This window comes from Thioclava electrotropha, from assembly GCF_002085925.2.
Lineage (GTDB): Bacteria > Pseudomonadota > Alphaproteobacteria > Rhodobacterales > Rhodobacteraceae > Thioclava > Thioclava electrotropha.
This window is the reverse complement of the sequence record NZ_CP053563.1, coordinates 87,588-101,094: the sequence shown is the minus strand read 5'-3', so window position 1 is coordinate 101,094 and position 13,507 is coordinate 87,588. Positions and strand designations below refer to the sequence as shown.

General features: G+C 56.8%; 12 protein-coding genes and 2 pseudogenes. 7 read left to right on the top strand and 7 right to left on the bottom strand.

Translation table 11 applies throughout. The features are described 5' to 3' along the window. Positions 1-49: 49 nt before the first annotated feature. The 7 genes from AKL02_RS20895 to AKL02_RS20865 form a co-directional block, all read right to left on the bottom strand. On the bottom strand, positions 50-763 hold the full coding sequence (locus AKL02_RS20895) for an alpha/beta fold hydrolase (protein WP_083080156.1): 714 nt from the start codon (positions 761-763) through the stop codon (positions 50-52). Continuing rightward, positions 753-1,496 carry an HpcH/HpaI aldolase family protein gene (locus AKL02_RS20890; RefSeq protein WP_232621811.1) on the bottom strand — a complete coding sequence of 248 codons (744 nt, stop codon included), beginning with the start codon at positions 1,494-1,496 and terminating at the stop codon, positions 753-755. Before AKL02_RS20890 ends, AKL02_RS20895 begins: the two co-directional genes overlap by 11 nt. 44 nt (positions 1,497-1,540) lie before the next feature. Continuing rightward, positions 1,541-2,668, bottom strand: a complete 1,128-nt coding sequence (locus AKL02_RS20885; protein ID WP_083080162.1) for a cupin domain-containing protein — start codon at positions 2,666-2,668, stop codon at positions 1,541-1,543. A gap of 39 nt (positions 2,669-2,707) precedes the next feature. Next, entirely contained in the window at positions 2,708-3,760 is a 1,053-nt protein-coding gene (locus AKL02_RS20880) for an ABC transporter ATP-binding protein (protein ID WP_083080165.1), read from the bottom strand. Positions 3,761-3,774: 14 nt separating this feature from the next. Further along, on the bottom strand, positions 3,775-4,590 hold the full coding sequence (locus AKL02_RS20875; RefSeq protein WP_083080168.1) for a carbohydrate ABC transporter permease: 816 nt from the start codon (positions 4,588-4,590) through the stop codon (positions 3,775-3,777). Next, positions 4,587-5,471 carry a carbohydrate ABC transporter permease gene (locus tag AKL02_RS20870; protein ID WP_083080170.1) on the bottom strand — a complete coding sequence of 295 codons (885 nt, stop codon included), beginning with the start codon at positions 5,469-5,471 and terminating at the stop codon, positions 4,587-4,589. Before AKL02_RS20870 ends, AKL02_RS20875 begins: the two co-directional genes overlap by 4 nt. Positions 5,472-5,540: 69 nt before the next feature. Then, positions 5,541-6,815, bottom strand: coding sequence for an ABC transporter substrate-binding protein (locus AKL02_RS20865; protein ID WP_083080173.1), 1,275 nt, complete (start codon positions 6,813-6,815; stop codon positions 5,541-5,543). Positions 6,816-6,948: 133 nt separating this feature from the next. Between AKL02_RS20865 and AKL02_RS20860 the strand changes: the two genes are divergently transcribed. The 7 genes and pseudogenes from AKL02_RS20860 (at position 6,949) to repC (ending at position 13,406) form a co-directional block, all read left to right on the top strand. After that, positions 6,949-7,611 (top strand): GntR family transcriptional regulator, encoded by a 663-nt coding sequence (locus tag AKL02_RS20860; RefSeq protein WP_332836475.1) that lies wholly within the window; start codon positions 6,949-6,951, stop codon positions 7,609-7,611. Positions 7,612-7,785: 174 nt separating this feature from the next. Continuing rightward, positions 7,786-8,718, top strand: coding sequence for an IS5 family transposase (locus AKL02_RS20855; RefSeq protein WP_083080395.1), 933 nt, complete (start codon positions 7,786-7,788; stop codon positions 8,716-8,718). Positions 8,719-8,771: 53 nt separating this feature from the next. Continuing rightward, positions 8,772-9,209 (top strand): annotated as a pseudogene (locus AKL02_RS20850) (extracellular solute-binding protein); the annotation flags it as partial. A gap of 99 nt (positions 9,210-9,308) precedes the next feature. After that, a pseudogene (locus AKL02_RS21335) lies at positions 9,309-9,587 on the top strand (sugar ABC transporter permease); the annotation flags it as partial. Positions 9,588-10,008: 421 nt separating this feature from the next. After that, positions 10,009-11,187, top strand: a complete 1,179-nt coding sequence (gene repA / locus AKL02_RS20840; protein WP_083080392.1) for a plasmid partitioning protein RepA — start codon at positions 10,009-10,011, stop codon at positions 11,185-11,187. 1 nt (position 11,188) lies between these two features. Next, the gene (gene repB, locus AKL02_RS20835) at positions 11,189-12,148 is read left to right on the top strand and encodes a plasmid partitioning protein RepB (RefSeq protein WP_083080389.1); all 960 of its coding nucleotides are present in this window, start codon (positions 11,189-11,191) and stop codon (positions 12,146-12,148) included. Between the two features lie 172 nt (positions 12,149-12,320). Next, positions 12,321-13,406, top strand: a complete 1,086-nt coding sequence (repC, locus tag AKL02_RS20830) for a plasmid replication protein RepC (protein ID WP_083080388.1) — start codon at positions 12,321-12,323, stop codon at positions 13,404-13,406. The last annotated feature ends 101 nt before the right edge of the window (positions 13,407-13,507 follow it).

Sequence of the window (13,507 nt, the reverse complement as noted above, 5' to 3'; positions counted from 1 at the left end):
TTTCAAAACTGCCATGCACAGCTGACGTGCTCGCGCGAAACGTTCGCGCTCATAGGATATTTGCCCCGTCTTCGTCATCAGGCTGAGTCATAGCCCGGCTGCATCTATCGGGGTCTTCCAGTAGCGCGAAATGACCAAGACCGTGCAATGCGATGACGCGACTTTTCGGCGCAGCTCGCGCTGCTTTCTGCGCGAGATCGAGCGGCGTCATCGTATCACACGTCCCGGTTAAAAACGTTACCGGTACCAGTGTGCGCGAAAGGCTGCCCAAGGCCCCCGGACGGCTCGACGCCAATTCAGTCTGCGCTGCTATATCGCCCGCAGTCTGGTCGGCCATTGACAAAAGCGTAGTTCGGGCTTGAACAGAGTTCTTGCCCGCAAACTCTGAGAGACGTGGTGCCAATGCAGCAGCACCGCCCATTGCAACCACGTCACGTGCGAGGGCCAACCGTTCAGGTCGTTTCTCGGGCGGATCAGCATGAGGGTTGAGCGCGAATAAGATTACTTCGCTTACTGGGAGCCTATCAGCCAAATGCGCCGCAACAATCGCCCCGAGTGAAAATCCGCAAAGGATCGCGCCAGGCACACAGGCCGCTTTTAGGTCTGGCAGATAGTCATCAATGCCGGCATGCCGCAAAGCGACGGTATGTCGGAGGGTATCGGGGACACCAAGGGCGTGTAGGAACGGCGCGAAGACCTCCCCAGAGCAAAGCGTGCCCGGCAGGAGTACCCAACGCCGCTCGGATGCCAGCTCAGTAGCCATGGTTTACCTTGCTGACAGCAGAGGTATCGTCCCCGATGGTGGCTACTGCATTTTTCATGCTCCGAACGAGATGACTAAAATCATTTCCGGGCGTCACCAGCGCACATCCTTGTTCGCGTCGCCTACAGGCCTCTTGCGCATCGGCGCAGAATATCCCGACAGGAATACCCTTGCGCGTCGCACTTTTCACCACCCGTTCAATGGCAAGTTCAGAGTTGGGGCGCGGGAAGCCGACATGGCCATCCAAAGAGTAGGCCAGATCGTTCGGGCCGAGATAAATCATATCGATCCCGTCAACCTCGAGTATTTGATCGATCCGTTCGACCGCTTCTGCAGTCTCGATCATCGGGATCGCCATCACGGTATTATCGGCGTGAGAAACGTAATCCTGTCCTCCATACAGCAATCCTCGTGAGGGCCCAAAACTCCGCGTTCCAACCGGGGGGTAACGACACGCCGCGACCAGGGCTGCAGCTTCCTCCGGCGTTGAAATCATCGGGCAGATCACACCGTAGCTACCGGCATCGAGAAGGTGCATGATCGTGGCCGGATTCAGGTCCGGCACGCGCACCAAAGGAATCGCAGGGGTTGCCGAGATTGCCTGCAACATGTGCAAGGCTTCTGAGAAGCTCAGCATCCCGTGCTGCAGGTCAACCGTGACTGAGTCCACCCCAGAATACCCGATCCCTTCTGCTGAATAGCTAGAAGCGATCGAAAGCCATGCGTTGATCACAGCCTCTCCCGCGGCGATTTTAGATTTTACTGTATTTTCTCGCATCAACTTGCTCGCTTGTAGCTCGGCAGCAAAGCTGCCTTTGCGACGTAACCACCGGCATCAAGCGCAAAACCCATAGCGCGCGCAGCATCAATCACGTCTGGCTCGAATTCGGGACGCTTGCGATGGTCCCCCGAGATCACAATCAGCGCTTCGGCGGGGGCGTCGCCAAGCGCCTCAATAGCACGAACAGTGCCCGCTGGAATCGAGTAGGTATCACGCTCAGCCAGATCGACGGCAACGTCCCCTCCCTCGTTAAAAGTTAAGCGAATCTTCCCGGAACGAACGATCAGCACCATCTTGTCACTCAGGGTGAAACGACTGACATGCGTGCGCACTCCAAGACGCAGCCATTCGATGGAGAACCCATGCGGGTTAGCAATCGGTGACATATGCTCGCGGTTTTGGGTCAGGCCGAAACCAATGACCGGAGCAATTTCAGCACCACAACCTGGCAGCCTGGCGTCGATAAAGGCGGGGCGAAAATCTCGATCAGCATGCGTGACTACGCGCTTGCGCATCTCCTCGGGGGAGACCTCGCGCAGCTGGTCGACATCGGCGGCTGGCATTGGCGCAATACGACCGCTCTCATCGGGCATGGTATCGCCTCGCGTGGTATCTATAAGCGTGTTATCGCTTGAGATGTAGAGCCCGTAATCTGCAGCTTCATTGATGATCTCGGGGTGGAAAATAACGCCGCCAGTATTATCTCCGCCAAGCGCCGTGAAAAGCCAGCCGTCATCGGGGCCGGTATTGGTAAATCCACGGAAGATCCATGTCGGAACTGACACAATATCGCCTTCACGTCCGACAATTTCATTTTCGCCGTTCGAACCCCAACGGAAGGTCCACTCACCTTTCTGAACGATGAAGACTTCGGCGGTGAAATGGATATGCAGATTGTTGGTGATACCGTTGGGCATAGCGGCTGCGCCGATATTGAAGCCGTGCGGCTCGGGAAGGTTTACCACCTGTTCATCGGAAGAGGTCACGCCAGGACCGATGATAGAGTAGTTTTCCTTTAGGTGAGATCCGGGCTTCTTGCAGTCGATAAAAGCCACGGTGCAAGAAACATAATCAGAATTCTTGATTATGCGCGCATCTGCGTCTTTCTGGGTCAGATTCGTCATCGTTCTCTTCCTTGGTATAGAATTGTCCAGCGCTCAGCTTCAGACTCGCTCGCCGCTGTCCTTGTCGAAAAGATGGAGCCGCGCACCCGCCTTCGGGACCAGCGCGCAACGCGTACCGATCGGTGCGTCAAAATCGGCCCCGCCGCGGGCACAAACGACTGTCGTGCCCTCGCGCAGCGTTACCAATGTTGACTCTCCTGTCAGCTCCAACGCGTATAGGAGGCCCGAAAACGGCCCCTCCCCGTCCGCTGGAACAAGATCCAATTCTTCGGGTCGGATTCCCAAGACCACATTGCCACGATCAGCCGCTGAAACAGGCAGGTTAACGCCCGGAGCCGTGAAAGTGCCCTGCGAGATGACGCCGTCGATAAGGTTCATCGGCGGCGAACCGATGAAGCTGGCGACAAACAGATTGGCAGGTTCGGAGTAGATCATCTTGGGCGTGTCGAGCTGCACGATCCGGCCCTTGCGCATAACTGCAACCCGACTTGCCAGCGTCATCGCCTCCATCTGGTCATGCGTAACGTAGACTGTGGTGACGCCCAACTCGTGATGGAGATGTTTCAATTCGGCGCGCATCGTCACGCGCAGTTTGGCATCGAGGTTCGAAAGCGGCTCATCCATCAGAAACAATTTAGGCGTTCGAACAATAGCGCGCGCCAAGGCAACTCGCTGACGCTGCCCTCCTGAAAGTTCCGAGGGACGCCGCTTGAGCAGTTTACCCAGCTCCACCTTTTCGGCAGTTTCCGCGACACGAGCCTCTCGAGCTTGCCGGTTGAAACCACGTAGTTTTAATGGATAGCCAATATTCTCGGCCACCGTCATGTGCGGATAAAGCCCATAATTTTGGAATACCATCGCAATGTCGCGATCTTTCGGCGGCTTGTCATTGACGCGCTCTCCGCCGATCATGAGATCGCCTGCTGTGATTTCTTCAAGACCTGCGATCATACGCATCGTAGTGGTCTTACCGCAGCCCGAGGGACCGAGGAGCACTAGGAACTCCCCCTCCTCGATTGTCAGGCTTTGTTTTGGAACAGCAAGAAAGCTGCCATACCTTTTCTCAACATCGACAAGCTTTACTTCGGCCATCTGTGGCCCCCTTTTTATTTGACTGCGCCTGCGGTCATCCCGCGCGTGAAGTGTTTCTGGATAAGAAGAGCCATGATAAAAATCGGCACCGTGATCATGACGCCTGCAGCGCTCATCAAATTCCAAAGATCACCCTGCTCCGTACGAAAACTTACAAGCCCTACTGGCAACGTCACAGCATTGCGACGTGTCAGGATCAGAGCGAAAAGGAATTCGTTCCAGGTTAGAATGAAGCAGAAAATCGTCGCGGTCAGTACGCCCGGTGCCGCCATTGGCAACACGATGTCGCGTATCACACGAAACCGCGAGGCTCCGTCAATCAGTGCGGCCTCCTCGCTATCTGTAGGGATCGCGTCGATGAACCCCTTGAGCATCCAGATGACGAAGGGCGTAACAATCGCGAGGTTGACAACGATCAGAGCAATGCGGGTGTCCAGAAGCCCGAGCGTGCGAAACATCAAAAAGAAGGGCAGAATGATAACGACGGCCGGAATGAATTGGGTCGACAGGATCAGAAAGAAGAGAAACTTGCGACCCCGCACCCTGAAGCGGGAAAACGAATATGCTGCAAGCGCCGCGCAGGGTACAGCGATCAAGACAGTCGTTGCCGCGACCGTCACCGAGTTGACCACCATTTCTCCGAGGTTCCAGGGATCCGAGAACACCGTGACGAAATTCGACAGCGTCGGCTTGAAGTGGAGAGAGATCGAATAGGCGTCCCTCGGCCGTTTAAACGCGGTCAGGAACATCCAAAGGATTGGAAACAGCACAATACACGAGACCAAAAGGAGCAGCGCGCGCTCGCCCCACCAAAGAAATATACGCTTCATGCTGTGGCTACCTTTCTTTCGCTAAGCAGCATCCGGACGTACCAGATCGAGATCAGCATCATGATTCCGGTAAGTATCCAGGCCAGCGCCGAAGCGTAGCCCATGTCGTACCATTTGAAGCCGACGTTGAAGATGAAATAGGCGAGCGTTTCCGTTGAGTTGCCTGGCCCTCCGCCGGTGAGTGTGACCACCTGATCGAACATCTTGAGCGCAAAGATCGTCTTGAGAACCGCTACAACCATCAGCACGCCCTTCATCTGCGGCAACACAATGCCAAAGAAGATTCGAAATCCCGATGCGCCGTCGATGCGAGCGGCCTCTTCAGTCTCTCGCGGCACCGAGGCAAGCCCGCCCAGACACATAAACGTCATATAGGGGGACCAGTGCCAAACATCCGTCAGTACTAGAATAGCCATAGAGAGGTCGGGGCTCGCCAGCCACGGAACGCCCTGAAGAGCAGGAAAAATTGCGCCCAGCCCTTTCGCAATCACGCCAAATTCCGGATTAAACATGAAGCGGTAGCTAACCCCGATCAGAGCTGGGCTCATTGCGAAAGGTAAGATCAAGATGATGCGCGTAAAGGTATGCATGCGCCCCGTGCGCCGCAGTAGGAGCGCCAGCGACATCGCGATGAAAAGGGTTAGCACAACACTTGTCACAACGAAGATCGTCGTCACCCAAAGCGAATTTAGAAAGCCCGGCTCAGTAAACGCATAGGTGAAATTGTCGAGACCAACAAACGTTCCGGGACGGTTTTGCTTTGTAAGATCCCATTCCCGAAACGCGATCACGAACGAATAGGCGAGCGGGTAAAGCGTGGTCGCCAGAACGATCAAGAACGCAGGCACCAGGAGCAAATAGGATAGTGGTCGATCCCGCATGGGGGGCCTCTCTCAATGTCAGGGGAAAGGCGAGCCCTAGAAGAGGGCTCACCATGAGATTGCAGGCGCTCAGCGGATCCGCGCAATCTCGTCTGCTGCGTGGTCGAGCGCGGCCGAGGTATCGGTTTCTGCGCCGCTTGCCAGGCTAGAGATCGTCGTTTCCAAGATCTCGGATATCCGCGGCCAATTCTCACCGAAGTCCATACCTTCTGCCGTCTCCAGCGTTTTTGCTGCCGCGGCATGCATGCCACCCCAACGCTTGTTCACTTCCGGGTCGCGCATGTTGGAGAAGTGGACTGCAACAACTTCGCTCAGAGACGGATCGAGCAAAATGTCACGCTCTAGTGCCGGATCGGTCAACCATCCAAGATACTCGGCCGCTGCGTCTTTGTTGCGAGTCCCCTTTGTGATCGAGAATATCCAAGTGTTTGTGAAAGTTGTTCGGGGTGCATCTCCAACGGAGGGCATCGGGGCAAAGCCCAGTTGATCGTCGGCAACCTTGGACTGCTCGGGGTCAGTCAATTGCGAACGCACCCACCACCAAGTCGTCAGCATCGCTGAATTGCTTTGTTTGAAGCTGTTAACAGCGTCCTGCTCCACAAAGGTGGCCGAACCCGATGGAGCGATTTTGTCCTTCGTCAAGAAGCCAACGTATTGCTCCGTGGCCGCGACACCCGCATCGGAATTGAAACTTGGCGCACCGCTTGCATCAAACAGCTTCCCACCGTGCCCCCACAGAAGATTGATCCAGACCATGAGGTTCTGTCCGTTCAGCTTCCCGTATGGCAGCGCAATACCACTAACACCCGAGGTGTCCTGAATCGCCTTGGAGGCGCTGACCACGTCATCCCAAGTTTGCGGCACACCAACACCAGCCTTCTCGAGCAGATCCTTGCGATAAAATAGTAGCTGCACGTGGCCGCGCACCGGCAACCCAACAAGCTTATTGTCCAAATAGCCATGACGCAGGAAAGCCTTGGGATAATTTGACAAATCGACGCCCTGTTTGGCGATCTCGTCGCCTATCGGCTGAACCAAGTTCTTCAGCGACGGCACCCATTGATCCATGATTGAGACAACATCATAATTCCCTCCTGCAATCATCTCTGTTGTCAGAGCCTCTTTCATGCTGGGGAACGGAACATAGTCGACGACCACGTTAATGCCGGTTGCCTTCTCGAAAGTAGGCAGGCGGGCCTCCTGAGCCTCGAACTGGCTCGATTTCACCGCTAGAACGTGAACGGTTTCCCCCGCATAGGGCTTGCCCTCTGTAGCCTGCCACGCGCTCGCAGATGTTGCACAAAGCGTCGCCGCGATGGCAGCTACGTATTTAAGCTGCTTCATTTGATCCTCCCAAACCGAAACTGCAAGAACGCTACAAGCGAGGCGACCTTTCGTCAACAAGATTATCAATAATAATATTGTTGAACTTTCAGGCGGTCTTACGTATTCTCATATCTGACACTTCTATGAGAGCATTCATGCCAGACACACTTCACAAGGAATTGGAAAACGATATCATTTTCGGGGTCTACCCCCAGGGACCCGGATCACCGAAGACAGCGTCATGGAACATTATGGCTGCAAACGACACGCGGTCCGCCATGCGTTCGCAGAGCTTGAGAACCAAGGTTTGCTTATTCATCGCCCCCGGCGCGGTGTGGAAGTCGTTGATTTCACACCTGACGAAGTTGACGCGCTTTATGATCTCCGCGTTGTGCTTGAAACGGCCGCAGCAAGGCGAACCCCATTGCCTGCCGACCCCGAATTAGTTGACAAGCTCACCGACATCGCGAAACGCCACGAGGATGCGATAAAGCGAGACGATTTTCGCCAAGTCTATGAACTGAACCAGCGCTTTCACGAGCTTCAATACAGTTGTTGCAAGAACCCCCGCTTGGCCGAGCTTATCGCACGCCACGCGCGCATGGCGCAGCCTATCCGGGTGGTGAAATACGATGACAGGGAACATATGGCGACCATCGTGGCGCAGCACATGGCAATAATCGACGCCCTGCGCGGCGGCTCGTATGACGCATACGAAGCCAGTGTCCGCAATCACTTGCCCGCATCCGCAGAAGCCTACAGGGTCTTGTATGAGCGACGGTTTGCGGCTCGCAGAACCGCAAAATTGAGCTAATGGGATGAACTGCCTTCCCACCAAACGTTGCTACCATGGCGGGCATGGCTTTGTCAGGTTGCCGGGCCGTGAGTGCCACGATCCGCCATCACGGTTTTCAGGCGGCCAGGGGCTCTGTTGCACAAATCCCGTGAAGGGATTCATGTTGTGAATCCAGCGTGGTAGCTGGCTGTCATGAGCAGACCGACGCCCCCGACCTACAAGACCAGGAACTGGCCATCCTACAATGAAGCGCTCAAGCGCCGTGGCTCACTGACGATCTGGTTTGACCCCGAGATGAGCTGGGAGGCCGCGCCGACCGGCAGGCGCGGTCGCCAGCAGAGCTATAGCGACGCCGCGATTCAGACCTGCCTTTCGATGAAGGTGTTGTTCGGTATGGCTCTGCGACAGACGACCGGGTTCGTCGAGAGCCTGTTGCGCTTGGTCGGCCTTGAATGGGCGGTGCCCGACTTCAGCACGCTGTCTCGTCGCCAGAAGACCCTTGCCGTGAACATTCCGTATCGCAGCTCCAAGGGGCCGTTGCACCTTCTTGTCGACAGCACAGGGATCAAGGTCGAGGGTGAAGGCGAATGGCACGCGCGCAAACATGGCGGCCCAAAGCGGCGTGTCTGGCGTAAGCTCCATCTCGGGATCGACGAGCAAACATTGGAGGTTCGTGCCGTGGAGATCACGGGAAGCAACATCGGAGATGCTCCGGTTCTGCCCGACCTGCTCGACCAGATCCCCGAGGATGAAGAGATCGGCAGCGTCACGGCAGACGGTGCCTACGACACCCGCAAATGCCATGACGCCATCGCCGAGCGTGGCGCTCATGCCGTCATCCCGCCTCGCCGGAATGCGAAGCCTTGGAAGACCGCCACCGCTGGCGCTATCGCACGCAACGAAGCTCTGCGGGTATCTAAGTATCTGGGCCGCACCCTGTGGCGACGATGGAGCGGATACCACCGCCGGAGCCGCGTCGAAACCAAGATGCACTGCGTGAAACTTCTGGGTCAGCGCCTCATGGCGCGGGACTTCGATCGCCAGATCGCGGAACTTCAGGTCCGCATCGCCATCATGAACGGCTACACCGCGCTCGGCATACCCGTCACGGAAGCTGTGGGATAAGTCCGTCCGGGGAAAGGGGAACCTCGGCCATCAACCGATTTGTGCAACAGAGCCCCTATTGGGCCTCGCTTGGCGAGGGCAAGCAAAGCTTTATCGGCGGCGCTGCTCTGTTCGCGATGGCGGGCAAGCCCGACGATCAGAACAAATGCACCGCGCAGTTCTTTTCGTTCCTGACCTCGCCGGAAATTCAGGTCTACTGGCATGAAAACACCGGTTATGTGCCGGTCACCACGGCGGCTTATGAACTTGCCAAAAGCCAAGGTTATTATGAGAAAAACCCGGTGGCCGAGATTGGCATCAAGCAGCTGATGTTGCCGGGCGGCGCGTGGACCAAGGGCTATCGTCTTGGCTTTTACCCGCAGATCCGCAGCGTGATGGAGCGCGAGTTCAACAAGATCTTCTCGGGCGAGGAAACCCCGAAAGCGGCCTTCGATACGATCGAGAGCGAAGGTAATCAGCTACTCGCACGGTTTGCCAAAACGTCCAGCTGACACCGTCCTGTGGACGCAGTCTTCCGGCTCCGGATCATCGCATCCGGGGCCGGCCCTCTTTCCCGGCGCGTGCTGCGCCAAGCAAGACAGGTTTCAGACGTGACTCACACCCCGCTCCCGATTACCGAGAGCCCGCTACCTTTTGCTTCCCGTCTTGCGCGCTGGTGGCGCGGAGGCGATGCGCAACCGGCCAAGCGCGTGCAATTTGACCGCCCTCTGACGCCGTGGGTGTTCTTGCTGCCCCAACTGGCGGTGGTCGTGATCTTTTTCTACTGGCCCTCAGTGCAGGCGGTGACCTCGTCCTTTTATATCGAAGACCCCTTCGGCTTTGGTTCGACCTTTGTGGGGCTTGAGAATTACACCGAAGTGCTAAGCAATAATGATCCGCCGGCGAATGGGTACATCCGCTGAAAAAGGGATAGAAACAGCATAGCGCTGCCCCCCACATCAAGAATCGGCCTTGAGCCGAGTCGCGAAAGCAGCCCTACTTGGCTGATGAGGCGCAAGAGAGGGGGTTTTTCCCGAACGCTTATGCAAAACGATGCTTGCGGGACGCGCGCTGGTCTATTGCGGGCCGTGTCATAACAAAATTATATTTTTCAACGCCTTATCTGAAATATACCGCTCGTATAACGGACAACCACAATATCTGGTGGCCCCCCCTGCCCCGCCAGCCCCTGAGAAAAGGTTTGCGCGAAGGCTCAAAACACGGCTATAGAAACGTTAAAAATGAGCATGGCGCAAAACAGCGTTTCTAACAGGGCCGGAGCCGCAATAGGTAACCGGTGACAGGTGAACTATGAGCGACAAGACGATCCGCATCAACGAGCGTATCCGTGAGAACGCGGAGAATATCGCTGCGGCGCTTGAAAATCACATGATGACAGCCTTCGCACCGGATGCGCGCAAGGAATTGCGCATGTTTTCGGCAGGCGAAGTTGCGGATTTGCTGGGGATTTCGGCCTCTTTCCTGCGCAAGCTGCATTTCGAGAACAAGATCGAGGATGTGCACACCAGTGCGGGCGGGCGGCGCTATTATCGTGCGACCGATCTTGCCGCGATCCGCCAGCGCCTTGATAGCGCGGCCAAAGTGCCGGGCACCTATCTGCGCGGCCGCCGCCCCGGCGACAAGGTGCAAGTCCTGTCTTTCCTGAATTTCAAGGGCGGGTCTGGCAAAACCACCAGCACAATTCACGCCGCCCAACGTCTCGCGCTGAAAGGCTACCGGATTCTGTGCGTCGATATCGACCCGCAAGCCTCGCTGACCACCCTGTTCGGGTATCGCCCCGAAGTGGATTTCCTTGAGACAGGCACGATCTACGACGCGATCTGCTACGAAGACCCGCTGCCGTTACGTCAGGTGATCCAGAAAACCTTTTTCGAAGGCATCGATCTGGCCCCCGCAGGGCTTATCTTGCAGGAGTTCGAACACGAAACGCCGCGCGCGCTGATGAACAATGTGCAGCCGCCTTTCTATAGCCGGATGGCGATGGCCTTGTCCGAGGTCGAAGCCGATTACGACCTGATCCTGTTCGATTGCCCGCCCCAGCTTGGCTATCTCACGATGGCGGCGCTATGTGCCTCGACGGGGCTGTTTATCACCGTCGTGCCGAACATGCTTGATGTCGCCTCGATGTCGCAATTCCTGCAAATGAGCGCGGATTTGCTCGACGTGGTCAGCAATGCGGGCGCCGAGATGGATTACGACTTTCTGAGATTCCTGATAAACCGGTTGGAGCCGAATGACGGCCCGCAACAACAGGTCGTGGCCTTTTTGCGCAACCTGTTCAACAAGGAAGTCATGACCAATGCGATGCTGAAATCGACTGCAATTTCGGATGCCGGCCTGACCCATCAAACCATCTACGAGGTCGAACGCAGCCAGTTCAACCGCAATACCTATGATCGCGCGGTGGATTCACTCAATGGAGTGAATGATGAAATTGAATCCCTGATCCAATCAGCATGGGGACGCTAACATGGCACGCAAAGGCATACTAAGCACGAATATCACGCCCAATTCCACAGCACCGGGCCGTCAACGGCCAACGCCGCAGGGCGCAGTCGGGGCATTGCAAAGCAGCCTGACCAAGCTTCAGGAAAATGCGGTGCAGGACATTGATCCGGAGCTGATCGACAACGCGGGGCTTGAGGACCGGCTGGGTCTGGATGCTGCGGAACAGGCGCGTCTGACAGAAAGCCTTCAGATCTATGGCCAACAGGTGCCGGTTCTGCTGCGCCCGCATCCCGAAACCAAGGGCCGCTACGAGATCGTCTATGGCCGCCGCCGTCTTGCCGCCCTGCGCGCGCTGGGGCTGCCGGTCAAGGCGATGGTGCGCCAGCTTGACGATCATGCGCTTGTCATGGCGCAGGGGCAGGAAAATAACAGCCGCTCCGATCTGAGCTTTATCGAGAAGGCCAGCTTTGCGGCGCAGTTGCAAACGTCAGGCTATGATCGCCAGACGATCGCGGCGGCGCTTGCGATTGATCTGCCCATGGTGAGCCGGATGCTCAAGGTCGGCTGCGCCTTTGAGCTGGATTTCCTGCGCCAGATCGGGCGCGCGCCGTCAATCGGGCGCGAACGCTGGATGATGTTGGTGGATCTGTTCCAAGACCCCGCCGCGCGCAGCCGCGCCCATACCTACATGAAGCGGCCCGAATTTGCGCAGATGACCACGGATGCCCGGTTCGAAGCTGTGCTTCTGGCCGCGCAGGACAAACATCGTGTCGCCCCCCCTGCCCCGAAATCCGCGCCCCGCAAGGCCACTGTCACCGCCCCTTCGGGCACGACCCTGGCGCAGGTGAAGGCAACCGACAAATCCGTAAACCTGAGTGTCGGCCTGAAAGGGTTCGATACCTGGATCGAAGAGAACGCAGATGAGCTGCTCAACGAATGGTTTGCCCGCTGGCAATCCGAGCAGTCCGACAGCCCCCAATAACCCGAGCAGTAACAACAAGGAGGCACAGTACAGGACCAGAAAAAAGAAAAGCCCCCCAAGCTAGTGGAAGGCCCTTCTCGTCGTTTGCACCTACGAGATACCCCGCTTCCACGAATCAGTCAACTCCGTCAGCTTGGACAGGGGATGATTTTTGCGGCCTGCGTGACATTTCATGACAGTTCAATCCACCCGATTCCTCGGGCGGCCGGTTGCGGCTGCGCCCGACGAGGATGTTGTGTCCCATGACAAATGGGCACTCGTCGCCGATCTGACAACGGCAGCAGACGATTACGGCCTGTCGCATCGCACGATTACGGTGTTGCGCACGATGCTCACCTTTGTGCCCGATCGCCACCTGCCCCCCCTGCCCGGCTGCTCGATCGTGTTTGCCTCGAACGCGACACTCAGCGAGCGACTTGGCGGAATGCCCGAAAGCACGTTGCGCCGCCATCTTGCGGCATTGGTCGAGGCCCATATCATCACCCGCGTCGACAGTCCCAACCGCAAACGCTATGCCAAGCGGCTTGGCCAAGGCATTGCCTGCGCCTACGGGTTTGATCTTGCGCCGCTGGCAATCATGGCGCGCGATATCTCGGCGCGCGCCCGCGCCTGTGAACGCCGCGCCGAAGAACACGCCGCCCTGCGCAGTGCCGTTCTTGTGGCGCGCCAGACCCTGTGTGAACAGCTGGCAAGCGAAGGGATCGACCCCGATGGCATGCATGAGCTGTCTCCCCTCCTCGCGCGCACCCGTCTGATGTTGCGGCGCAAGAACAACGCCGAAGCCTTACGCGCCCTTCTGATCGAGTTTGAAGCAGCCGTTTTGAGCGCCAGCGACACTGAAAATGAGCGCCACCAACATAGGGAAATAAATAAAAACTCTGATAGAACCCCCGTTCAAAGCGACGTGCAAAATTCTGCGCAACGCTTTGCTCCAAGCGATACCCCAAGCTTTGAAAGCCTTACCGACAGCTTTACCGAGTATCATCGGATGTTCCCCCAAGGCGCCAGTGAATGGTCAGAGCTGGAGAAACAGGCACGACAGTTAGTTCCAATGATGGGCATTGATCTACAAGTCTATGAAGAAGCCAGTCGCATCATGGCCCCTTGCATTGCTCCAATTGCGGTTCTCTGCCTTCTGGAACGGTTTGATACATTGAAAAATCCAGGAGGCTTCTTGCGCCACTTAACCCAACGCGCCCGATCTGGTGAACTGGATATGGCCCGATTGCTGGCGTCATCAGGGATTATTGTCAGCTGACAATCGCGTAACGCAGCAATCGTGCGAATGAATTAGCCTGGCACATGGCCATTGATCAAAACACGGGATTGGCATATATTGCCAAAGCAGGAGGCCCGAGA

Excerpts from the sequence above, each read along its gene's own strand:
- AKL02_RS20865 (WP_083080173.1), bottom strand. The coding sequence starts at position 6,815 with ATGAAGCAGCTTAAATACGTAGCTGCCATCGCGGCGACGCTTTGTGCA.
- repC (WP_083080388.1), top strand. The coding sequence starts at position 12,321 with ATGACAGTTCAATCCACCCGATTCCTCGGGCGGCCGGTTGCGGCTGCG.
- repB (WP_083080389.1), top strand. The coding sequence starts at position 11,189 with ATGGCACGCAAAGGCATACTAAGCACGAATATCACGCCCAATTCCACA.
- AKL02_RS20880 (WP_083080165.1), bottom strand. The coding sequence starts at position 3,760 with ATGGCCGAAGTAAAGCTTGTCGATGTTGAGAAAAGGTATGGCAGCTTT.
- AKL02_RS20885 (WP_083080162.1), bottom strand. The coding sequence starts at position 2,668 with ATGACGAATCTGACCCAGAAAGACGCAGATGCGCGCATAATCAAGAAT.
- AKL02_RS20875 (WP_083080168.1), bottom strand. The coding sequence starts at position 4,590 with ATGAAGCGTATATTTCTTTGGTGGGGCGAGCGCGCGCTGCTCCTTTTG.
- repA (WP_083080392.1), top strand. The coding sequence starts at position 10,009 with ATGAGCGACAAGACGATCCGCATCAACGAGCGTATCCGTGAGAACGCG.
- AKL02_RS20855 (WP_083080395.1), top strand. The coding sequence starts at position 7,786 with ATGAGCAGACCGACGCCCCCGACCTACAAGACCAGGAACTGGCCATCC.
- AKL02_RS20895 (WP_083080156.1), bottom strand. The coding sequence starts at position 763 with ATGGCTACTGAGCTGGCATCCGAGCGGCGTTGGGTACTCCTGCCGGGC.
- AKL02_RS20870 (WP_083080170.1), bottom strand. The coding sequence starts at position 5,471 with ATGCGGGATCGACCACTATCCTATTTGCTCCTGGTGCCTGCGTTCTTG.